16 protein-coding genes and 1 pseudogene are annotated in these 23,008 nt (G+C 59.3%); 11 read left to right on the top strand and 6 right to left on the bottom strand.

The window, feature by feature from the left end; translation table 11 throughout:
* Nucleotides 1-219: 219 nt before the first annotated feature.
* Nucleotides 220-1,356, bottom strand: coding sequence for an S-type pyocin domain-containing protein (locus AC0Z5Z_RS25965; RefSeq protein WP_485611830.1), 1,137 nt, complete (start codon nucleotides 1,354-1,356; stop codon nucleotides 220-222).
* Nucleotides 1,357-2,002: 646 nt separating this feature from the next.
* On the opposite strand from AC0Z5Z_RS25965, the gene AC0Z5Z_RS25960 reads away from it, so the two are divergent.
* The 4 genes from AC0Z5Z_RS25960 (at nucleotide 2,003) to AC0Z5Z_RS25945 (ending at nucleotide 11,499) form a co-directional block, all read left to right on the top strand.
* Complete coding sequence (locus tag AC0Z5Z_RS25960) at nucleotides 2,003-3,796, top strand: DUF1302 domain-containing protein (protein WP_485611829.1); 1,794 nt, start codon at nucleotides 2,003-2,005, stop codon at nucleotides 3,794-3,796.
* A gap of 23 nt (nucleotides 3,797-3,819) precedes the next feature.
* Entirely contained in the window at nucleotides 3,820-5,187 is a 1,368-nt protein-coding gene (locus AC0Z5Z_RS25955; RefSeq protein ID WP_039759308.1) for a DUF1329 domain-containing protein, read from the top strand.
* A 138-nt stretch (nucleotides 5,188-5,325) separates the two neighbouring features.
* The gene (locus AC0Z5Z_RS25950; RefSeq protein ID WP_485611828.1) at nucleotides 5,326-7,881 is read left to right on the top strand and encodes a LuxR C-terminal-related transcriptional regulator; all 2,556 of its coding nucleotides are present in this window, start codon (nucleotides 5,326-5,328) and stop codon (nucleotides 7,879-7,881) included.
* A 153-nt stretch (nucleotides 7,882-8,034) separates the two neighbouring features.
* The gene (locus AC0Z5Z_RS25945; RefSeq protein WP_485611827.1) at nucleotides 8,035-11,499 is read left to right on the top strand and encodes a dermonecrotic toxin domain-containing protein; all 3,465 of its coding nucleotides are present in this window, start codon (nucleotides 8,035-8,037) and stop codon (nucleotides 11,497-11,499) included.
* Nucleotides 11,500-11,525: 26 nt separating this feature from the next.
* Here the strand turns inward: AC0Z5Z_RS25945 and AC0Z5Z_RS25940 are convergent, their stop codons facing one another.
* Nucleotides 11,526-12,305, bottom strand: a complete 780-nt coding sequence (locus AC0Z5Z_RS25940; RefSeq protein WP_056782991.1) for an IclR family transcriptional regulator — start codon at nucleotides 12,303-12,305, stop codon at nucleotides 11,526-11,528.
* A 163-nt stretch (nucleotides 12,306-12,468) separates the two neighbouring features.
* Between AC0Z5Z_RS25940 and hmgA the strand changes: the two genes are divergently transcribed.
* The 3 genes from hmgA to maiA are packed head-to-tail and all read left to right on the top strand — an operon-like array spanning nucleotide 12,469 to nucleotide 15,729.
* Nucleotides 12,469-13,773, top strand: coding sequence for a homogentisate 1,2-dioxygenase (gene hmgA, locus AC0Z5Z_RS25935; RefSeq protein WP_150636140.1), 1,305 nt, complete (start codon nucleotides 12,469-12,471; stop codon nucleotides 13,771-13,773).
* A gap of 3 nt (nucleotides 13,774-13,776) precedes the next feature.
* The gene (fahA, locus tag AC0Z5Z_RS25930; protein WP_056782995.1) at nucleotides 13,777-15,081 is read left to right on the top strand and encodes a fumarylacetoacetase; all 1,305 of its coding nucleotides are present in this window, start codon (nucleotides 13,777-13,779) and stop codon (nucleotides 15,079-15,081) included.
* A gap of 12 nt (nucleotides 15,082-15,093) precedes the next feature.
* Nucleotides 15,094-15,729 (top strand): maleylacetoacetate isomerase, encoded by a 636-nt coding sequence (gene maiA, locus AC0Z5Z_RS25925; protein ID WP_485611826.1) that lies wholly within the window; start codon nucleotides 15,094-15,096, stop codon nucleotides 15,727-15,729.
* Between the two features lie 139 nt (nucleotides 15,730-15,868).
* Here maiA and AC0Z5Z_RS25920 read toward each other — a convergent pair whose 3' ends face one another.
* On the bottom strand, nucleotides 15,869-16,672 hold the full coding sequence (locus AC0Z5Z_RS25920; protein WP_485611825.1) for a SirB1 family protein: 804 nt from the start codon (nucleotides 16,670-16,672) through the stop codon (nucleotides 15,869-15,871).
* A 184-nt stretch (nucleotides 16,673-16,856) separates the two neighbouring features.
* Between AC0Z5Z_RS25920 and AC0Z5Z_RS25915 the strand changes: the two genes are divergently transcribed.
* Nucleotides 16,857-17,876 (top strand): Glu/Leu/Phe/Val dehydrogenase family protein, encoded by a 1,020-nt coding sequence (locus AC0Z5Z_RS25915; protein WP_041479665.1) that lies wholly within the window; start codon nucleotides 16,857-16,859, stop codon nucleotides 17,874-17,876.
* A gap of 155 nt (nucleotides 17,877-18,031) precedes the next feature.
* On the opposite strand, the pseudogene AC0Z5Z_RS25910 reads toward AC0Z5Z_RS25915, so the two are convergent.
* Nucleotides 18,032-18,286 (bottom strand): annotated as a pseudogene (locus AC0Z5Z_RS25910) (YebG family protein); the annotation flags it as partial.
* Nucleotides 18,287-18,632: 346 nt separating this feature from the next.
* Between AC0Z5Z_RS25910 and AC0Z5Z_RS25905 the strand changes: the two are divergent.
* On the top strand, nucleotides 18,633-19,133 hold the full coding sequence (locus AC0Z5Z_RS25905; RefSeq protein WP_039759287.1) for a phosphate-starvation-inducible protein PsiE: 501 nt from the start codon (nucleotides 18,633-18,635) through the stop codon (nucleotides 19,131-19,133).
* On the opposite strand, the gene AC0Z5Z_RS25900 is transcribed toward AC0Z5Z_RS25905, so the two are convergent.
* Both AC0Z5Z_RS25900 and AC0Z5Z_RS25895 read right to left on the bottom strand, forming a co-directional pair.
* Nucleotides 19,130-19,447 (bottom strand): DUF3509 domain-containing protein, encoded by a 318-nt coding sequence (locus tag AC0Z5Z_RS25900; RefSeq protein WP_016771632.1) that lies wholly within the window; start codon nucleotides 19,445-19,447, stop codon nucleotides 19,130-19,132. The genes AC0Z5Z_RS25905 and AC0Z5Z_RS25900 overlap by 4 nt on opposite strands.
* Before the next feature lie 263 nt (nucleotides 19,448-19,710).
* A complete protein-coding gene (locus tag AC0Z5Z_RS25895; protein ID WP_236169704.1) occupies nucleotides 19,711-21,087 on the bottom strand; it encodes an L-serine ammonia-lyase in 1,377 nt (458 codons plus the stop codon).
* Between the two features lie 135 nt (nucleotides 21,088-21,222).
* Here AC0Z5Z_RS25895 and AC0Z5Z_RS25890 point away from each other — a divergent pair, with 135 nt between their 5' ends.
* The gene (locus AC0Z5Z_RS25890; protein WP_016771630.1) at nucleotides 21,223-22,170 is read left to right on the top strand and encodes a LysR substrate-binding domain-containing protein; all 948 of its coding nucleotides are present in this window, start codon (nucleotides 21,223-21,225) and stop codon (nucleotides 22,168-22,170) included.
* A 200-nt stretch (nucleotides 22,171-22,370) separates the two neighbouring features.
* A complete protein-coding gene (locus AC0Z5Z_RS25885) occupies nucleotides 22,371-22,778 on the top strand; it encodes an HPF/RaiA family ribosome-associated protein (protein WP_016771629.1) in 408 nt (135 codons plus the stop codon).
* Nucleotides 22,779-23,008 lie beyond the last annotated feature (230 nt).

The raw sequence follows: 23,008 nt of genomic DNA, 5'->3' as shown, positions 1-23,008 counted from the left end.
CCAGTTTTCAAATGTATCTTTTTTCTGTCATGAACTTGGGCGGCTTCCAGTTAGGTCCTTTGATAGCTAGGCCCTTTTCTCCCTCAAGCAAAATTCCCGCAGCGAAGAGCCGAGAGTACGATGCTTCCAGGGTCCCATACTCGTTGATCAGGTCTCGATTGTGGCGTCTGATCATCATGTCCAGATGTGGCGTTGCCTGAAGTAACGCGAACACAGTGACTATGTCATTTCATCTCCAGTCTCGTCTGGGTTGAAACCACGCCCGCTGTGCTTTCCCTTTTCGGTTGCCCCCTCATAAGGACTGCTGAACACCACATAAAGCGGCTCTATCCCCGAATCAGCTGGAAAAACGATGATGAATCGATCCCAGCGTTCGACCAGGATCGGGTTCAGATCCAGCCGCCCTTCAATCGGAACAACGGAAGCGCCGGAATAGGCGGGCGAATCGGTATCCGCTATTGGCAAGGCGGTCGATTGGTCTCCCGGCGAGATAGCCGGAGTCCAGGTCAGCAAGTCGGTGGGCGAGTTCGATAGCGCGACCTGGTATACGTCGTTGAGCAAATCGTATGCGGCATTAAGGACCATCACACTTGAGCGAATATGGAAGTCATCACTCGTAGCGACGAACACTTGCGTGCCAGCCCCGAGTCGCCTGACCCCTAGCCCGACCTGCATCTCCAAAGTGCCCTGCCGGTCTGCGATTTCACGCAGCGTCTCGGCCGGCTCGGACGACAACTCGGCCAGTGGAACGCTCATGGCGAAGCGTTCGCCGTTGCCCAGAGGTGACGGCATCAACAGCGCTGCGAATCCCATCAGTACCGGACTGCCGAACAGCGCCGTGCCCGTCGCTGTCAGGGTCGCTTTTGCCGTACGTAACGCATTGAGTATTCCCGCCGAGGTGGCCGGGCTGAGCGGGACGGCTGTCGAAGCGAAAGAAACGGCCGGGCCGTTGCGGGCCACTGCTCCATAAGCCGGAAAGACATGCTTGCGTTCCTCCTGTAACCGAGCCTGTTCTGCCGCATTGGCCAGCGCCGCTGCTTCAGCTTTGGCTCGTGCCTCGGCCTGGGCGATTTTCAACGCAGCCAGCCGCTCTTTCTCCCGAGCTTCAGCCTCAGCATTCAGGCGCGCGGTCTCAGCCGCCAGTCGAGCCTGTTCGGCATCCCGACGCTGTTTCTCCGCCAACGCGGCCAGACGCGCCTGTTCGCGTACGCGGATTTCTTCCTGCTCCCGGCGCACCGCTTCGGCAATGTCACGCTGGCGCGGATCCCGTTCTAACGGTGGAGGCTTTGGCATATTCATATCCTTTTGAATGTGCGTTTTCACTCGCTCGAAATTGCGCACGGGTGGCGATGCCATCCGTGTCACCAGCGAATGGTTGAGGTGTTTCAAGTTACATCAGAGTGGCGGTAATCAAATCCGAGAAGCCCGTCAGTAACAGGGCGTTATGTCGAAAGGGTTTTCGCGGGTTTTCATCGATGCAGAGGGAATTCGTCCGAGCTTCGAAGAAATGTCTGACGCGCTGATCGGAAGCTTGCCGAACCGCTAACCAGCCTTTTTAAACGCCCATAAAAAAGGCCGCTGCAAACGCAGCGGCCAAGGTAAGACGTTGGATCAAGGAGCTACAAATCAACGTCAGTGAACACCGGGGCGGTAAACCGAAAACATCGATTTATCCAGAATCTGTAGCCAGTCGCTCGCGATTCAGCGTGGCGAGCTTGGCGCTTTGCGGCGTGTGCCGAGGAAAGCGCGCTCAGAATAAGGTCTCAAGCCTGTAGGAAAAATACCGATTCCAGACATGCACTGTTACGGGGCGCGCAACAGTGGGGTGCCCATGGATGGCGCTGATGATGCGCCATCCAGCCAGCCCATGAACCGCTCAAGGCCCCGCCGTGCAAGGCCATTCATCCTTTCGAGCGACAACGCAAATACCTCCTTGGTGCGCTTATCGACCGCAGCGCCCGGCAGTAGGGTGGGGCCTTCTGTCACTCACCGGGGAAGACGCATGACAAAAACAACAATGCGCGCCATCTTCACACCGCAGGCGCTGGCCGCTGCGGTGGCTTTGGGTTGCTGCGCCCAGGCGCACGCGGTCGCCTTCAATATCGGCGAAATCGAAGGCACCTTCGACTCGTCACTTTCGGTCGGCGCGAGCTGGGGGCTGCGCGATGCAGACAGTTCGCTGGTTGGCACGGTCAATGGCGGCAGCGGACAATCGTCCACCGGTGATGACGGGCGCCTGAATTTCAAGAAGGGCGAAACCTTCTCGAAGATCTTCAAGGGTATCCACGACCTCGAACTGAAGTACGGCGATACCGGCGTGTTCGTGCGGGGCAAATACTGGTACGACTTCGAACTCAAGGACGAAGACCGCGAGTTCAAACAGATCAGCGACAGCGGCCGCAAGGAAGGCGCCAAGTCTTCCGGCGCGCAGATCCTCGATGCTTTCGTCTATCACAACTACGCCATCGCCGATTTGCCCGGCACCGTGCGGGCCGGCAAGCAGGTGGTGAGCTGGGGCGAAAGTACCTTCATCGGCAACTCGATCAACAGCATCAACCCGGTCGACGTCTCGGCATTCCGCCGTCCCGGTGCCGAGATCAAGGAAGGCCTGATTCCGGTGAACATGCTGTTCGGTTCGCAGAGCCTGACCGACAAACTTTCGGTCGAAGGCTTCTACCAATTGGAGTGGGACCAAACCGTTCTCGACAACTGCGGCACGTTCTTTGGCGTCGACGTGGCGGCTGACGGTTGCAACAACGGCTACACCGTCGGCAGCCCAGCGGTGGCGCCACTGGTGCCGCTGACCACTGCGTTCGGCCAAGGCATCCAAGTCACCCGCGAGGGCGTGGTGATCCCCCGTGGCGGTGATCGCGATGCGCGCGATTCCGGGCAGTGGGGCACGGCGCTGCGCTGGCTCGGCGAAGACACCGAGTACGGCCTCTACTTCATGAACTACCACAGCCGTACGCCGACGGTCGGCACCACCACGGCGGGGCTGTCGACACTGGCGGCGTTGCCAGGCATGGTCGGCATTGCCAACGGCCTCGCGCCTGGCAGCGGTGCGGGGCTGGCGCAAAGCGTGATGCTCGGGCGCGGTCAGTATTACCTCGAATATCCGGAAGACATTCGTCTGTACGGCGCCAGTTTCTCCACCACGCTGCCCACCGGCATCGCGTGGACCGGCGAGATCAGCTACCGGCCGAACGCGCCGGTGCAGGTCAACACCAACGACCTGACCCTGGCGCTGGTCAATCCGATTGCCGGCGGCACCGCATCGCCACTCGCCACTTCGCCGGGTGCCGACAACAAAGGCTACCGGCGCAAGGAAGTCACGCAAATCCAGAGCACCCTCACACACTTCTTCGATCAGGTGCTCGGCGCCGAACGCTTGACTGTGGTCGGCGAAGCAGCGGTGGTGCATGTCGGTGGTCTGGAGTCACGCAGTGAGCTGCGTTATGGCCGTGATTCGGTCTACGGCCAGTATGGTTTCGGCGGCGATACCGACGGCTTCGTCACCTCGACTTCGTGGGGCTATCGCGCCCGGGCGATTCTCGATTACGCCAACGTCATCGGCGGGATCAACCTCAAGCCCAACCTGTCGTGGTCCCATGACGTCGCCGGTTACGGCCCCAACGGTCTGTTCAACGAAGGTGCGAAAGCCATCAGCTTCGGCGTCGATGCCGACTACCGCAACACCTACACCGCGAGCCTGAGTTACACCGACTTTTTCGGTGGCGACTACAACGTCCTCGAAGACCGTGACTTCGTGGCCCTGAGCTTCGGCGTGAACTTCTGATCTGCCCGAGAAGGATGACTGCAATGCGCAAAACGATTCTGCAATGTGGCGTGCTGGCCTTGAGTCTGCTGGCCGCCAACGTGATGGCGGCGGTGTCGCCGGATGAAGCGAACAAGCTCGGCACCAGCCTGACCCCGCTCGGCGCCGAGAAGGCCGGCAATGCGGACGGTTCGATTCCGGCCTGGACCGGCGGCATCCCGAAAAACGCCGGTGCGGTGGACAGCAAGGGCTTCCTCGCCGACCCGTTTGCCAACGAAAAACCGCTGTTCACCATCACCGCCGCGAACGTCGAGCAGTACAAAAGCAAGCTCTCCGATGGCCAGGTGGCGATGTTCAAACGCTACCCGGAAACCTACAAGATCCCGGTTTACCCGACCCACCGCACCGTGGGGGCGCCGGCGGAAATCTATGAGTCGGCCAAGCGCAGCGCGCTGAACGTCAACGCAATCAACGATGGCAACGGCCTGGCCAATTTCACCGGCAACCGCTACTACGCCTTCCCGATTCCGAAAAACGGCGTCGAAGTGCTGTGGAACCACATCACCCGCTACCACGGCGGCAATCTGCGGCGGATCATCACTCAGGTCACACCGCAGACCAACGGCAGTTACACGCCGATCCGCTTCGAAGAAGAGATCGCCGTGCCGCAACTGATGAAAGACATCGACCCGGAAAAAGCCGCCAACGTGCTGACCTTCTTCAAGCAATCGGTGACCGCCCCGGCGCGGCTGGCCGGTAACGTGCTGCTGGTGCACGAAACTCTCGATCAGGTGAAGGAACCGCGTCTGGCGTGGATCTACAACGCCGGTCAGCGCCGGGTCCGGCGCGCACCGCAAGTGGCCTATGACGGCCCGGGTACAGCGGCCGATGGCCTGAGGACTTCCGACAACTTCGACATGTTCTCCGGTGCTCCGGATCGCTATGACTGGAAACTGGTCGGCAAGAAGGAAATGTACATTCCCTACAACAGCTACAAGCTCGACTCGCCGAAGCTCAAGTACGACGACATCGTCAAGGCCGGGCACATCAATCAGGACCTGACCCGTTACGAACTGCACCGCGTCTGGGAAGTGATCGGCACGGTGAAACCGAACGAGCGGCACATCTACGCCAAGCGCCACATGTACATCGACGAGGACAGCTGGCAAGTGGCGCTGGCCGATCACTACGACGGTCGCGGGCAACTGTGGCGCGTTGCCGAAGGTCACGCGCAGTACTACTACGATCATCAGGCTCAGGCTTACACGCTGGAAGCGCTCTACGACATCATTGCCGGCCGCTACATTGCGTTGGGCATGAAGAACGAAGAGAAGCACAGCTTCGAATTCGGTTTTGAAGCCAAGGCTGCCGATTACACACCTTCGGCCCTGCGCGCCGAGGGCGTGCGCTAACGGCTCTGCTGTACCGCTGGACAAAAGGCGACCGCACGGTCGCCTTTTTTATGGCCATCAATCAGCGTGCTGAATACTCGTCAACAAGGGCGCGGGAGAGGGCTAGGGTGAGCGCACAACGATAAGAAGGCTCACCCGATGACCGCCATGACCCCGTGCCTGGATCGACCCGGATTTTTGCCCAGGCTTTCTTCGCATCATCAACCTCGCAGCCGTTTGAGCGCACCTTTGCTGACATCGAACGCACGGGTCAGGCTGTTGTGCGCGCCCGCAGGCAGCGGCAAAACCGCACTGCTCACCGAATGTCTCCTTCAGGTGCGCGCGGAGTGCGAGGCAATCTGGCTGCCGCTGGCGGGAGCGGCGCTCAGCACCGAAGAATTCTGCCTGCGTCTGACGCGGGCGCTCGGGCTGGTCGAAGGCCTTGACGATACGCAACTGATGGCGGAGCTGGCCCATTGGTCGAGGCCGACGTCGCTGTTTATCGACGATTACAGTCGGCTGCCGGATCCGGCTGTGGATGCTCTGCTGGATCGCTTGCTGGCGGTCAGCAGCCCGGCGCTCACCTGGTGGATCAGCACTCGCCGCCGGCCGCAGTGCAACTGGCCGCGCCTGTTGCTCGATGACGAACTCTACGAATTCGAGAGTGCCAGCCTGGCGCTGACTCACGATGAAGTTGTATCGGTGTTGCACCATTTGCCGCCTGACCAGGCGGACCGCGTCGCCACCCGTATCATCCAGCGTACTGGCGGTTGGTGCGCGGGGTCGCGCATGGCGCTCCTGCAGAAATGCGACTGGTCGCAAAACCTGCAACCGCAGCAGCGTGTCGACACTCTGCTCGATTATCTGCAGCATGAACTGTTCAGCAACCTGACGCCGGAGCAGGACGAGGCATGGCGTGTGCTGGCTCACCTGCCACGGTTCAACGCGCCGTTATGCGAGCATTTGTTCGGCCCTGGCGAAGGCGCTCAGCTGCTGCGTGATCTGCAAGTGCTGGGCTGCTTCATCGAGCCTTGGCAAGCGTCCGCTGACTGGCTCCAGGTGTTCCGCCCGCTGTCGCGAATCATCCAGGAGTCGCACTGGCCGTGTGCGCGTTCCTGGCACCGGCGCGCCTGTCAGTGGTTCAGCGCGACGCAGGATTGGCGAGCGGCGTTCGAGCAAGCGTTGTTGGCCGAGGAATACGAAACTGCCGTCAGCCTGTTGCAGCATTTCGGCTTCGAAGACTTGTTCGAAGACCAGACCGTCGTCCTGCTGTTGCGTTTGCACGAGCAGCAAAGCCAGCAGCTGACCCTGATGACACCACAGCTGATCGTGCTGGTCACGGGCGCCTTATTGTTTGCCGGCCGGTTCGAACAGGCCGGGCAATGCCTGGCTCATCTCGGCCGCTTCATGCCGCAGCCGACAGCGCAACTGGAGCAGCAACTGCTGGCCCGCTGGCAGGCGCAACAGGGATGGCTGTTTCACCTGCAAGGGCAAATGGAGCCGGCACGCGCCTGCTTTCAGGAGGCTTTGTCTGCACTGGCTGACGGTGCCTGGCAGGCGCGTTTGATGTGCCTGTCGGGACTGACCCAGCAGGCGTTACTGTGCGGCGAGCTGGATCAGGCCCATGCCCTCAACCGCGAGGCGCTGTGCCTGGCGCGGGCTCATGGCTCCTTGCTGTTCGAAGGCTTGCTTGAGCTTGACCATGCGCAATGGCTCGAGCAGCGGGGCGCGCCTTTGCGTGCCGAAAGCCTGCTGGTGGAGATCGAGCACTTGCTGCGCCAGCGCGCCACACTGCCCGTGCCGCTGCTCGGCCGGATTGCCCTGCGGCGTGGACGACTGGCGCTGTGCATGGGCCTTGAAGCGCAGGCTGCGCAGTTGTTCAGCGAAGGCCTTGAAGATTGCCTGCGCAGTGCAGACAAACGAGTCTTGTATGGCTATTTGGGGCAGGCTCAACTGGCCGGCAATCGCGGCGATTATGCCTGCGCTTTCGAGCGCCTGCGCGAGGCCGAAAGGGTCATGCAGCAGCGGCAGATTCCCGATACGGTCTATCGCGGTGTTGTGTTGCAGGTGAGCAGCCAGTTCTGGTTGCAGCAGGGCCGACCGCATCTTGCGCAAGAAGCGTTGAGCCGACTGTTACGGCATTACCGGGGACCTTCGGCGTTGCAGGCGCCACCCGCGACGTTCGAACTGATTATTCGCATCGAATACCTGCTGGCCTGCGCGAATGCGCAATCGGACCCGGACGAAAGCGCTCTGCCAACCATTGAGCGATTGTTGAAGCGCGCTCAGGCCAAAGGCATGTTGGCGGCGGAAACGGAATTGTTGCTGGCCTTCGCCCAGTTGGCCGAAGCGCACGGTGACACGGTGGCGGCGCAGCAAGCGTTCCAGCGAGCCGCAACGCTGGCGCAGCGTTGCCGATTGCAGCAAGCCGTGCGCGAGTGGGAATTACGCCGAGGTAGCCTCGGCACTGGGTCTGGCAAGGAGGTTTCTGCCTGGCCACGGGATAACGATGAACAGGCGCCTGGCCTCAGTCGGCGCGAACGCGAAGTGCTGATGTTGATTGCTCAAGGGGCTTCTAATCAGCAAGTTGCCGAGCAACTGTTTATTTCATTACATACAGTAAAAACCCATGCGAGGAGGATTAACGGTAAGTTGGGTGTAGAACGCAGAACTCAGGCTGTGGCGAAAGCCAAGTTGATGGGGATACTGGTTTAGTTTTGTAAATTTCAGTAGCACAACATGGTGTTCGTTGTTGGGTGGCATGTTTTGTAATTTGTTCGAGCTTCATGTCGGCTGAAAAAGAAACTACCTTGCAATTATCGGCGGTGGCTGCACTTGCAGCTCTGGATAATCAAGTAAGGAAAGTTTGTGGCCAAGTTATATAAAAGTTTGATGCGTGGTTCTTTCGGTGAGCAGGTTACCTGGCCGGAAGAGTGGGAAAAGGCAACACAGGCTAAAACAGATCTGTTCAAGATCATCGACGCCATGCCGAGCGTGCTGGATATTCTGCGCAGCATGCTTGAGGGTGAATTGAAGCGTCTGGGCAAAACAGTTGATATCGACAAGGTCTATATCAATACGGATCCTGCTTTCCCTGCCGATGAAAATCGGCCATCAGGCACTCTTTGGGAGGTAACGGTTCATTGTCTGAATAATCATATAAGTCCTGCCTATATTATGGGTGGCGATGGGGTTTTTGTTCTGCCGGATACGTTCAGTGAGCAATTCAAAGTCAAGGTGCTCAATACCATTGTTGTTGAAGATCTGATCGCTGCTGTAACTGCCGGACTGGAAAAAACATTGCGAGCCGAGATCGCAAAGTTCTGGGCTGCGCCAGCGAAACCCGTCCATGCCGACAATGCACCGCTGTCGAACAAACAGGCTTTCATCAAGGCCTATGCCGTGGTCACCGGTGCAGAGCTGTCGCTGTCGGTCATGGCCAACAATTTCGATGCCCGATTGGGCGAGCGATTCGCTCATCTGCTGGAAGCAGATGCCGGTCGCGCAGCGTTTGAAGTCAACCTGCAACCGGCACAGGATTATCTTTTGGTGCGCCAGCCCTGTTTCGTTCTGGACAACGCCGAGCGTGCGGTCGCAGAGATGCAACTGGTCAACGAGTCGACTTCCTATCTGCTGCACACGCCGGAAAACGGCTTTGAGTTCTTTGAAAAAAATACCGATTTGCACAGCAAACTTCAGCAGAGACTTTCCCTGCGTAGCGAGCAGATCAGTTATCCGAAAGCCACGCAAAATCCTCATGCGTTTTGTGCAGAGGCTCACCTCAAAGGTCAGCTTGAAAGCGTGGCAACCTTGATCAGTGGCCGGGCACAACTGGAAAAACCGCTGACCTCCATGCTTCAGGAGAATCAACGCCTGCATGTGCTGCGTTACGGCATCGACACCCGCTTTTATCTGCTTTGGGCAGCACTGAAGCGCACCGACTGGCCGCTTTGGCTGCATGCCGCTGGTAGCGATGTTCAACAACGTTATAGCGAGCTTGAAGAATCCAAAGACCAGTATGAGGCTGCATATTCGAGCGCGTTCGATACGTGTTTTTCTTTCAAGGACTATGTGGTGCGCACGTTCGCCGCATGGGCGCAGAGGGCCTTTGACGAACGTCTGGATCCAGAAGCGATCAGTGTCCATAGCTCGTACACTTTGCAGATTGCCGGACGGACCATCGAACAGGAAGAAACCCGGACGCTGACGGAGTTTCTTGTTTTCGGTCTGCACGACAATGGTTACAAAGCGACTCTGACCATCATCGGCGCTCCCGACGGAAGTCGGCTGACGGCAGTAGCGCTCGAGCAGTGGCTGGAAAATCGTAACCTGCGCCTGGAGTTTACCGGCAGTCTTGCATACTCGCCGTCGGTTGCTTGGCAGGAGGCCTATCGCAACTATCTCTTCAGCCAGATGGAGTTTGCAGTTTTTGTAGCTCGCCAGTCCGGGAAGCTGGATTCCACCGATGCGAACATCCTCGCGCGAGCCATGGCCAACGACCCTGCGGTGACTATTCAGGGCTTGAAAATCAGGCTGCAAGTCCCAGCATTGAAAGATGTTCTGATGATTTCGGCCAAAGAATACGCACCGTCGCTGATGTTGGTCAAAACAGCTGACGGGCAATTCGAACTGCAGAAATTTTCCGATATCTACGCGGCGAACCGCTGGCTGGAGTCGGCATTGTCGGCGGATCGTGAATACGCCGCATTGATGATTCATCCCGACTACCTGCACGAGGCGGGTGAGTTGCTTGGCAGCGCTGGTACTCAACTGAGCTACCGCTACACGCTTGATAGCCGGCCGGTCGATCTTTATCTGAACGCCAAGGCACCTTTGGCGGACTACGTAAATGTCGCCTACCGAGCCGAAGTTGCGCTGCACAAGGCCATTGCACCGGCAGCTTATCGGGCGCTTGGCATTGAGGGGCGCAAGCGCTATTCGCGTCTGACAACCGAACTCAAGGCGCTGTCCACGGTTGATGCACGAGACAATGGTTTTCCGACATTCGAGCAGTTCACCTATGACGCGGTGAAAGCCCAGATAGAAGACCTATTGCGTTCGCGCGGCAGCAACATTTCGGTCAATCCCGACCAGATCATTATTCAGACCGAAGAGTTTCGTAAGAGCGTTACCGACGTCTTGCTTGAGGGACTCGCTTTCGAAGCGGATCATCCGGCCTATGAAACCAAGTACAGCCCCAAATATTACTTGGTGAATGGACATCCCCTCGTTGAAAAACTGGATATCCGGGATTTGTCTTCGCTATCGAAAACCTTCCGCCCTGGTGACCGATACAGCGCGATGCTGGAAGAGCAATATCTGAACAAGGCTCATCCTGATTACGCTTTCAAGCGCGCGGTATACGCCCGGAAAATCCGCTGTGAGATGTATCGCAATGCGTTTGCCGATTTCACCAACGGCAGATTATCGACAGAGTCTTTCTCTGCTGTCCAAGGGGTCATCGATAACCTGAAAGAGAGTGGCGGTTATCAGTCGGTAGGGACCAGCACCGCCGAAGGTGATATCGGGCTGTACAAATTCAATATTGGCGCGCTGGGTCTGACGACTCCTGGGGACCGCGCGGTTGGCGGCGTTTATATTTTTCGACTGAAGTTGTCGTCAGGTTTCTTCGACTTGCTCTATACGCCTGACGCACCGGATCAAGTCAACTTCCGACCGATCGCTGAGTTCATTCCTTCGATTCGTTTTCGAAAAGGCCCATTCAGGAGCTATTACAGCGAGCGGATACTGCTGGTTGACCAGAAAGTGACCAATGACTACTTCGATAATCTGGTCGCAACGGTTGATACCCGACCGGTCATTCGCACACAGCAGCGTTCGTTACTGCCCGATCTGTTCACTTTCCATGACGAGCGAGTGCGCCGTGTATTGAGTGACATCGACGAACGTACCACCAGTCTCAACGAAATAATCGCCAGTGTGGTTTATGAAAATCTGTTGAAGGCCGCAAACATTGTCAGCCTGCTGGTGCCACCCGTAGGCACTGTGGTGGTGGCTGTGCAGGTGATGAAAAGCATCTACGACGCGTCGCAGTCGCACCGACGCGGTGATTATTCCGCCGCGCTGGGGCATGTGCAGGATGTATTGAGCGGACTGCTGACATTGGGTCAGGCTGCAGCGGCGGGGGCGCCGGCTAAAGAACTTACCCGTGCGCAACGCTCGTTTCTGAGTCTGTTTGAAGACGCCCGCACGGTCGCGGAGCTGGTTACGTATTACACCGGCCATGAAGACCCCGCCGATGAACTGATCGGGTTCTTCAAGTCACTGATGCAAGAGGCTGAGTCTGCATTAAGCAAGACGACGGTTCGCTGAGCCGTTTCGAGCGCTCATAGTCTGATTTATCTTTCGTAACCCATGCGCCAACTCACGGCCCGGGTCGCAGCCAACAACCGCTGCGCCGCCGGGCCGTTTTCGTCGGCGTGGAACAGTGAGGTCGGGCCGACGATGGTCAGCACCGCAGCGATCTGCCCGACCGCGTTGAACACTGGCGCAGAAAGCGCATCCACACCCGGCATCAACAAACCATGCACGTGATGCAGACCGCGTTCGCGGATCTGTTCACACAGCGCTGCATAGGCCTTTTCGTCCTTGAGGGGATGCTTTTCGACAGCGATCTCCTGCTCGCGCAATTCATCGGTTTCCCGGTGCGGCAGGTAAGCGCTGAACACCAGCCCGGTGGACGAGCTGAGCAGTGGCAGCACCGAACCCAACTGCGTCACCACCGTCACCGCGCGCACCGCCGGTTCAATGTGCACGACGGTTGCGCCCTGATTGCCCCACACCGCGAGAAAGCAGGTTTCGTTGAGTTCATCGCGCAGCTCGGACAGCGGCAGGGCGGCAACTTTCAGCACGTCCATGCTGTTGAGCGCGGCCAGGCCCACGCGCAGTGCTTCGCGACCGAGGCCGTAATGGTTGGTGGCGGTGTTCTGTTCGGCAAATCCGGAGGCTATCAACGCCTGCAGATAGCGATGCACCTTGCTTGCCGGCATCTGCACATGTTCGGCCAGACGCGACAGCGAAGTCGACGGTGACAACTCGGCCAAAGCCTTGAGGATGTCGGTGCCGACTTCGGCGGAGCGGACTTTCTGTTTGCCGTTGCTGTCGCTGGTTTTTTCCATGGGGCTGGCGGTTCCGGTTCGAATGGGCGTCTTTATAGCTTGACGCTGGATAGCGAGCAAATTACGTTATGCGTAATCAGATTACGATAATAACAACCCCGGCGTGCCGAGAACTCTGAGCCAGAGCGATGGGCCACTGCCGACTCCCTGTTCAGGAGGCTCCATGAACCCCGATTCAACCGCGCAGGACCTGGTTTACCAGTCCGGCTTCGGCAACGAATTCAGCACTGAAGCGTTGCCCGGCGCGCTGCCCGTTGGCCAGAACTCTCCGCAGAAAGCCCCGTACGGCCTGTATACCGAGCTGTTCTCCGGCACCGCGTTCACCATGCCGCGCAGCGAAGCGCGGCGTACCTGGATGTACCGGATTCAGCCGTCGGCCAACCACCCGGCGTTCGTCAAACTGGAACGGCAACTGGCCGGCGGACCGTTGGGTGAAGTAACCCCCAATCGTCTGCGCTGGAATCCACTGGAGCTGCCGACCGAACCGACGGATTTCATCGATGGCCTGGTCAGCATGGCGGCCAACGCCGGTGCCGAGAAACCGTCTGGCATCAGCATTTATAACTACGCCGCCAATCGTTCGATGGAGCGGGTGTTCTTCAACGCCGATGGGGAAATGCTGCTGGTGCCGCAACTCGGTCGCCTGCGTATCGCCACCGAACTGGGCGTACTCGAAGTGGCGCCGCTGGAAATCGTCGTTCTGCCGCGTGGCCTGAAATTTCGCGTCGAACTGCTCGATCCACAGGCACGCGGCTACCTCGCCGAGAACCACGGCGCGCCGCTGCGCCTGCCGGATCTGGGGCCGATCGGCAGCAACGGTCTGGCCAATCCACGGGATTTCCTCACCCCGGTCGCTGCCTACGAAAACCTGCAGCAACCGACTACTCTGGTACAGAAATTCCTTGGCCAGTTGTGGGCGACCGAACTCAATCACTCACCGCTCAATGTGGTCGCCTGGCACGGCAACAACGTGCCGTACAAATACGACCTGCGCCGTTTCAACACCATCGGCACGGTGAGTTTCGATCATCCCGATCCTTCGATCTTCACCGTATTGACCTCGCCGACCAGCGTGCACGGTCTGGCCAACCTCGATTTCGTGATCTTCCCGCCGCGCTGGATGGTCGCCGAAAAGACCTTCCGGCCACCGTGGTTCCACCGCAACCTGATGAACGAATTCATGGGCCTGATCCAGGGCGAATACGACGCCAAGGCCGAAGGCTTCGTGCCCGGTGGCGCTTCGCTGCACAGCTGCATGAGCGCCCACGGCCCGGACGGCGAAACCTGCACCAGGGCGATCAACGCCGAGCTTGCACCTGCAAAAATCGATAACACCATGGCCTTCATGTTCGAGACCAGCCAAGTGCTTCGTCCAAGTCGTTTCGCCCTCGAATGCCCACAGTTGCAACCCAGTTACGACGCTTGCTGGGCGACGCTGCCCGCCACGTTCGACCCGACCCGGAGATAACCCATGACACAGAATTCCATCCCCCGCAGTTGGGTCGCTTCGGCCAACGGTCACAGCGATTTCCCCTTGCAGAATCTGCCGCTGGGCGTGTTCAGCCTCAAGGGTTCTGCGCCGCGCGCTGGCGTGGCGATCGGCGAGCACATCTTCGATTTGCAGGTGGCGCTTGAGGCCGGTCTGTTCGACGGTGTCGCACGCAGTGCGGTGGAAGCCATGCACGGCGGGCAGTTGAACGCGTTCTTTGAACTTGGCCGTGAGGCGCGGGTTGCCCTGCGCGAACGCCTGATCGAACTGTTCAGTGAAGGCAGCACGCTGCGCGGCAACATCGAAGCGCAAGGCGCGAAACTCTTGCCGCTGGCTGCCGATTGCCAGATGCACCTGCCGGCGCGAATCAGCGATTACACCGACTTCTACGTCGGCATCGAGCACGCGCAGAACGTCGGCAAACTGTTCCGTCCGGATAACCCGCTGCTGCCGAACTACAAGCACGTGCCGATCGGTTACCACGGTCGCGCTTCCACGGTGCGAGCGTCCGGCACCGACGTGCGCCGGCCGAAAGGCCAGACGCTGCCGGCCGGCCAGACCGAACCGGTATTCGGTCCATGCGCGCGTCTGGATTACGAACTGGAACTGGGTATCTGGATCGGCCAGGGCAATGAGATGGGCGAGCCGATTGCCATCGGTGACGCTGCCGAGCACATCGCCGGTTTCTGCCTGCTCAACGACTGGTCGGCGCGGGATATCCAGGCTTGGGAATACCAGCCACTCGGCCCATTCCTGTCGAAGAGTTTCATCACCAGCGTCTCGCCGTGGGTGGTGACGGCTGAAGCACTGGAACCATTCCGCACGGCGCAACCGGCCCGCCCTGAAGGTGATCCGCAGCCGCTGCCGTATCTGCTCGACAAGCGCGATCAGGATGGCGGCGCCTTCGACATCGAGCTGGAAGTGCTGTTGCGTACCGAAACCATGCGCGAGCAGAACCTGCCCGCCCATCGCCTGACCCTGAGCAACACCCGCTACATGTACTGGACCGTCGCGCAAATGGTTGCGCATCACAGCGTCAACGGTTGCCAGTTGCAGGCCGGCGATCTGTTCGGTTCGGGCACTTTGTCCGGGCCGGAAAACGGTCAGTTCGGCAGCCTGCTGGAGATCACTGAGGGCGGTAAGAAACCGATCGAACTGGCTTCTGGCGAAGTGCGCAAATTCCTTGAGGACGGTGACGAAATCATCCTGCGTGCCCGCTGCGCCCGCGACGGTTTTGCCTCGATCGGCTTCGGCGAATGTCGCGGCACCGTGATCGCTGCGCGCTGACAGGAGCGGCTTATGGATCTCTATGGCTATTACCGTTCCACTTCATCGTACCGGGTGCGGATTGCGCTGGCGTTGAAGGGCCTCGATTACCAGGCGTTGCCGGTCAACCTGATCGCACCGTCGGGCGGTGAACATCGGCAACCGGCGTATCTGGCGCTCAATCCGCAGGGCCGGGTGCCGACCTTGCGCACCGATGATGGTGCGCTGCTGATTCAATCGCCGGCGATCATCGAGTATCTGGAAGAGCGTTATCCACAGGTGCCGTTGCTGCCGGATGATCTGCTGGCGCGCGCGCAGGTGCGCGGTGTCGCGGCGGTGATCGGCTGCGACGTGCACCCACTGCACAACGTCAGCGTGCTCAATCGCCTGCGCCAGACGGGGCAGAATGAAACGCAGGTGGTGGAGTGGATCAGCCATTGGATCAGCCAAGGGCTGGCAACGGTGGAGCAGTTGATCGGCGACAGCGGTTTCTGTTTTGGCGAATGGCCGTGCGTGGCAGATGTGTATCTGATTCCGCAGTTGTATGCGGCAGAACGGTTCAACGTCAGCCTGGAGGCGTATCCGAAAATTTGCCGTGTGGCTGCGTTGGCGGCTGAACATCCGGCGTTTATCAAGGCGCATCCTGCCAATCAACCAGACACCCCGTAATTCCTGTGGGAGCGAGCCTGCTCGCGAAGACGGAGTGTCAGTGGCCTTTCATTCAGCTGACACACCGCTTTCGCGAGCAGGCTCGCTCCCACACAGGTTTGTGTGGGCCTCAAGGATGGTGGCAGCCTGCGGAAGGTAGTTAATGCACGACGGAGTTGGGCGGCAGATGGCCGAGGCGTTCGGTCAGGCGCAGGCGCTGGATCGGGTCTTCGCTGAGCAATAATGCATGCTCCAGATCGAAGCGTTCAGCGTTCGGGCAATCCAGCCGTTGATACAGACTGGCCCGGGCCATGTAATCGGAGGCCTTCGCATCGCCCAGTTCGAGCACTCGTTCTGCGTCGATCAGCGCGGCGATGTGATCGTCGTGGGTCAGGTGCAATTGGCGCAGGTTGCGTGACAGACGTTGCAGCATCTGCACCGGCGTTGCGCTCAGCAAATGTTCGGCGCTGAGCTGCATGTTCGGCCCGTATTGGCGTTGCAACAGTTCTCGGCAGTCATTGGGATACAGTCGCCGCCCGCCGCAAGGATCGAGCAAGTGGTCGGCGCCGGGTACCCGCAGCAGAAAATGTCCGGGGAAGTTGACCCCGACCAGAGGAATCTCCAACCCACGCGCCAATTCCAGTGCGATCAACGCCAATGCCAACGGCTGACCGCGTTGGGTGTGCAACACGCGATGCAGCAGCGCCGCCTGCGGGCGCAGCGGCAGGAAATCATCCTGCGCGAAACCGAGATCGACCATGCGTCGCAACAGCGGTTGCGCCAGTTCGCTGACCGGCAGCATCGGCAGCCCATAGCTGACGCGTAGTTGCAGATCCTTGAAGGTGCGCAACCATGCCTCGGGCTCGAGGGTTTTGTCGTGCTCGGCACTTATCCACAGCGCAGCTTCCAGCAGGGCCGGCGGTGAACGATGCAGGCATTCGAAAAAGCGTCGGCGCGCACTCATCAAAATCTCCCTCCAATGCCTCGTTTTAGCCCCGTCCGGGTTGTTCGTCCAGTGCCGGGCTCACTGAGCGCGAGTTATAGCGGCGCAGCATTGTCCGCTCGGCGGCTCATGCCGGTGTGCGCCAGCAATTTTCAGGGGCAAGCCTATACTGGCGTTCTACAAGAAGTGATTCGGGAGCCTGTCGATGTTCGCTCTCATGCAAAGCACTCGCCTGGAATCGCTGCACCTGAGCGTGGACCCGGCCACCGGGTTGAAGGCGGTCATTGCCATTCATAACAGCCATCTGGGGCCAGCCCTGGGTGGGTGCCGTTACCTTGCCTATCCCAACGACGAATCTGCGGTCGAGGACGCCATTCGCCTGGCGCAAAACATGAGCTACAAAGCGGCGCTCGCCGGCCTCGCGCAAGGTGGCGGGGTGGCGGTGATCGTGCGCCCGGCCCATGTCGAGAATCGCGCCGCGTTGTTCGAGGCTTTCGGACGTTGCATCGAGCAACTCGACGGCCGCTATATCACCGCCATCGACAGCGGTACGTCAGTGGCGGACATGGACTGCATTGCCCAGCAGACCCGCCACGTTACCAGCACCACTTCGGCAGGCGACCCGGCGCCGCATGCGGCCATGGGCGTGTTCGCCGGCATACGCGCCACGGCGATGGCGCGCCTGGGCAGCGACAACCTCGAAGGTCTGCGCGTTGCCATCCAGGGGCTTGGCAATGTCGGTTTTGCGCTGGCCGAGCAACTGCACGCGGCAGGCGCCGAGTTGCTCGTCAGTGACATCGACCACGGCAAGGTGCAACTGGCGATGGAGCAGCTCAATGCTCACCCGATCGCCAACGACGCGTTGCTCAGCACGCCGTGCGACATTCTCGCGCCGTGCGGGTTGGGCGGGGTGCTTAATAGTCACAGCGTTTCACAGCTGCGCTGCTCGGCGGTGGCCGGTTCGGCGAACAATCAACTTTCCCATCTGGATGTGGCGGATCAACTGGAACGACGCGGGATTCTTTACGCGCCGGATTATGTGATAAATGCCGGCGGGCTGATTTACGTATCGCTTAAACATCGCGGTGAGGAGTTGCCGACGATTACGGCGCATCTGTCGAAAATCAGTTCGCGGCTGACCGAAGTCTTCGCCCATGCTCAGGCGGAAAAACGTTCGCCGGCGCGGGTGGCGGATGAGTTGGCCGAAAAGGTTTTGTATCGCTGAAAGCAAAAGATCGCAGCCTTCGGCAGCTCCTACATTCCGAGTGCAGGAGCTGCCGAAGGCTGCGATCTTTCTAATTACTTCGGCGCTTTCGCTGCTTTGGCTGGCTTCGCCGGCGCCTCATCAGGTTCTGCCGCTTCAGCTTTTTCGACAGGCTCGGCCGGCGCATTGATCAGCTCCGACAGCGCATCGGGCTGGCTCTTGAACGCCCGGGCGAACACATCACGATTCTTCGCCATGTAGATCCCGGCTTCTTCCACTTGCTGTTCGGTCAGGGACGGAACGGCTTTTTGCAGCACATCGGCCAGATATTCGGCCAGTTCGAGCATTTTGTCATGACGATCAGCTTCGGCTTTATCCATGAACAAGCGCTCCAGATCTCGGCTGCTGCGGTATACCACTTCGACGGCCATTCACCACCTCACATGCCTTCACATTAAGTTGTCTTGACGACTACTGTATCCATATACAGCGAAAAGGATAAGCGAATCCCTGCGCCATGGGTAGTGGCTTTTCAATGTAGACCGGATTTGGGTTTTGTCAGTGGTAGGTGTGGCTGCTATTCGCGAGCAGGCTCGCTCCCACGGGGATTGTGCAAAGCCGCGAGCCTGCGACCAAACGCCACGGCGCGGGATTTGCGGCGGATCGCCATGATGCGTGGCCCTGAACCTGCATGAAAACCGTTGCTACAAGGCGCGCGCGCAAAACCGTCACGTGCGATACGCATCATCCGCCCGAAACGGGCTAAGGAAACTCATCGTGAAAATAAATTGGGCCGAGAAACTGCGGCGTAACGTGCATCAACTGGCCGAGTCCCTAGGCAACCTGTTCGTCGAAACCTTTCACTATCTGGCGCTGTTCGCCATCGGTGCGGTGACAGCGTGGGCGGCGGTGATGGAGTTTCTCGGGATGCTCGAAGTCGGGCACATCAAGATCGATGACATTCTGTTGCTGTTCATCTATCTGGAACTGGGCGCGATGGTCGGGATTTATTTCAAGACCAACCACATGCCGGTGCGCTTCCTGATCTACGTGGCGATCACTGCACTGACGCGCCTGCTGATCTCCAACGTCTCGCACCACAACCCGCCGGACATGGGCATTATCTACCTGTGCGGCGGCATTCTGCTGCTGGCGTTTGCGATCCTGGTGGTGCGTTACGCTTCGTCGCAATTCCCCTCAGTGAAGATCGAGAACCCGCAGCGCAAGCTCGGCACGGGCTCCAGCGAACATCCTGAAGTGGAGAAGGGCGAGCTTTAAAGGCCCGCCGCCTGGCCCGGCTGGCCCTTGACGCGTGGCGGTGGCGGGGTCAGCCCGGCGCCGCTGGTCATGGCTTCGAGAATCGACATGGCGCTGTGGCCCTGTTCGATGGCGATGCCGAACTGGATGCTTTGCACCAGCCTCTTCAAACGCTCGGGATCGTTGCGCTGTTCGGCGCTGATCATGCGCTTGGCCACGATGCGCCCCGCGTTGGACAGCGTCAGCATGATGCTGCCGTCCAGGCCCTGAATGCTCAGATTGATCTGATAGTCCGGCGCGAAAGCATCGGTAATGATCTGAAATGGGTTGTCCATGATGCGTCACCGCCTGATTGAACGTGCAGTTGTTGACCGGCCATGATCTGATTTGGTTCGCAACACCAGACCACTGGCATCTCGTTCGCTGAGGTTTGCAATGTCCGTTTGCCTCAAGGGTGATGTAGCAAGGCGCATGCCGGAAAAATTGTCGAACAATAAACACGGCGAAAAAAACGGCGAGCCTCGGGGCTCGCCGTTTTTTGTGGCGCGTTTTCAGGGCAGGAATGAGCGGATGATCGCTGACAGTGCAGTCAGGCCGATCAGCACTCCACCCAGTTCACCGCCAGCCCGCCCCGCGAGGTTTCCTTGTACTTGTCGTGCATGTCGGCGCCGGTGTCGCGCATGGTGCGGATCACCCGGTCGAGGGAAATGAAGTGATTGCCGTCGCCGCGCAGGGCCATTTGCGTGGCGTTGATCGCCTTCACCGCCGCGATGGCATTGCGCTCGATGCACGGCACTTGCACCAGGCCACCGACCGGATCGCAGGTCAGGCCGAGGTTGTGTTCCAGGCCGATTTCGGCAGCGTTCTCCAGTTGCTCCGGTGTCGCGCCGAGGACGTCGGCGAGGCCGGCGGCGGCCATTGCGCAAGCTGAACCGACTTCGCCCTGACAGCCGACCTCGGCACCGGAGATGGAGGCGTTTTTCTTGCACAAAATGCCCACGGCGGCTGCACCGAGAAAGAACGCGACGACGTCATCGTCAGACGCGTCCGGATTGAATTTCATGTAGTAGTGCAGAACGGCCGGAATGATGCCGGCGGCGCCATTGGTCGGCGCGGTGACCATGCGCCCACCGGCCGCGTTTTCTTCGTTGACGGCAAGGGCGAACAGGTTGACCCATTCCATTGCCGACAGGGTCGAACTGATCACATTCGGTTTGCCGATTTCCAGCAGGCTGCGATGCAGTTTCGCCGCGCGGCGCGGTACTTTCAGACCGCCGGGCAGGATGCCTTCGTGGCGCAAACCTTGTTCGACGCACTCGCGCATCACTGACCAGATGTGCAGCAGGCCTTGGCGAATCTCGGCATCGCTGCGCCAGGCGCGTTCGTTGGCCATCATCAGTTCGGACACGCGCAGATTGTGCTTTTTGCACAAAGCGAGCAGTTCGGCGGCGCTGGAAAAATCGTAGGGCAACACCACGTCGCTGGCTGGCGCCACGCCAGACTCGGCTTCAGCCGCTTCGACGATGAAACCGCCGCCCACCGAGTAATAGGTTTGCGTGAGCAGCTCGGCGCTTTCGCCAAATGCGCTCAGCGACATGGCGTTGGGGTGGTAGGGCAAGCTGTCGTCGAGCAGCAGCAGATCGCTCTGCCAGTCAAACGCAATCGAGCGTTGACCGGCGAGGGACAGTTGTCCGGTTTCGCGCAGTTGCTGGATGCGTGGATCGATGGTCGAAGGATCGATGCTGTCCGGCCACTCGCCCATCAGGCCCATGACCGTCGCGCGATCGGTGGCATGGCCAACGCCGGTCGCAGACAGTGAGCCGTACAGACGAATTTCCACACGTCGCACGTCATTGAGCAGATGCTGGTCGATCAGGGCCTGGGCAAACGTCGCCGCTGCACGCATCGGACCGACGGTATGGGAACTGGACGGGCCGATGCCCACCTTGAATAGATCGAAAACACTGATAGCCATGCTAAACCCTTACAAGCAATGGAGTAGGAATCGCTGCCATTTTTTGTCGGACAAGCGCAATGTCGGCGATACTGCCTGCCTCGGTTCGAGGTGACCAACGAAACCTCCTAAGATAGCCTTTAGCAGGACTAAACAATGAGTCGTCAATTGCATGCCCAGACCTACGTCTGGCTGCAGGTATTTGCCTGTGCCGCGCGGCACCTGTCGTTCACCCGTTGTGCCGAAGAGCTGCACATCACCCCGGGCGCGGTCAGCCAGCAGATCCGCCAATTGGAAGAGCGCCTGGGTTTTCGCCTGTTTCATCGGCGAGCGCGGGGCGTTGAGTTGAGCGCGCAGGGGCAGCGGCTGGCGATTACTGTCAATGAAGCCTATGGCAGCATCGATGCGGAGCTGCGCCGGCTGGACGCGGGGATGATCAGCGGAACTCTGCGGTTGCGGTCGATCCCGTCGTTTCTCGGCAAGTGGCTGACTCCGCGCCTGCCGCGCTTGCAGCAACGCTTTCCGGACATCCAGTTGCGCCTGGTGGCCGAGGACAGCAGCGTGCCGTTGCACGAAGGCGATTTCGATCTGGCCATCGACCTCAACGATGGCAGTTACCCCGGATTGTTATCCACAGCCTTGCTCGACGAGCAGATTTTCCCGGTGTGCGCGCCGAGCCTGTTACGTGGGCGACCGCCGTTGCACGGGCCGGCGGATCTGGTGCATTTCCCGTTGCTGCACGACATCACCGCCTGGCGTGGCAGTTACGAATACGCGGAATGGGAGTTCTATTTGAATGCGATCGGCTTCGAAGGCGCCGATGTGCGGCGCGGCCACACGTTCAATCGCAATCACTTGACCATCGAAGCGGCGATTGCCGGTATGGGCGTGGCGATTGCCCGGCGCACGTTGCTCAATGATGAGCTGGAGCGCGGCACTTTGATTGTGCCGTTCGGGTTGTCGGTGCCCAACCATAAACGCTACGTGCTGCTATATGCGCCGGGGGCGTTGAGCCATCCGGGCGTGCGCGCTGTGCATGACTGGCTGGTGGAGGAGGCGGGGATTTTTCGCAGCCTGCACCCGCTGAATGAGCAACAGATGTGAGCAGATTTTTCTGCGGAGCGGGTCGACCCAACTCCCGACATTAACAGCGCCTCGCTCGGTTGTCCGGCTTTTCTTGCGAATGAATATTTTTCTTTTTTCAGGGGTTGAAATGTTCGTCGCTCGGGCCGATTGTTGTAACCAGGAGGTCAGGAAATTCACTTCAAGGCCTCCAGCGAGCTAGCTGAAATAAGGGATGAACTATGCAAATCCAAGTCAACAGTGATAACCATATTCAAAGCAGTAAGCGACTGGAGGAGTGGGTACGTACAACTATTGAGAGCACGCTCGACCGTTATGAAGAAGACCTGACCCGTGTCGAAGTCCATCTGAGCGACGAGAACGGCGAGAAACCAGGTCCCCATGACTTGCGCTGCCAACTGGAAGCGCGGCCAAAAGGCCACCAACCGATTTCCGTGACCCATAAAGCCGATTCGCTGGAACAGGCGATCGACGGTGCTGCCGAGAAACTCGAGCACAAACTGGATCATCTGTTCGGCAAACTGCGAGGTAAACCACGCGCCGCTGTAGTGCCATTTACCGGCAAAGCCAACGACAAGCTGTTGGCGGAAGAATTTGACGAGAACGAACAGGCAGCGATCAACAGTTGATGCGCTGATTTCACAAGTAACCAAAGGAGAACGGGCCTGCTGATGCAGGCCCGTTTTTTGTTTGTGGTGTTGGTGATTGCTCGCAGGGTTTAAGACCGTAGCCCCTCACCCCAGCCCTCTCCCGAGGGAGAGGGAGCCGATCCCGGTTGTTTTCAAGTCCAGCGTTCGGCTCGATATTGCAGGCGAGCGTAAATCGTAAATACACCTCGGTCAGTCCCTCACCCTCTGGG

The organism is Pseudomonas sp. 1L-E-NC-VB-C3, from assembly GCF_057291535.1.
This window is presented reverse-complemented; position numbering and strand designations above follow the sequence as displayed.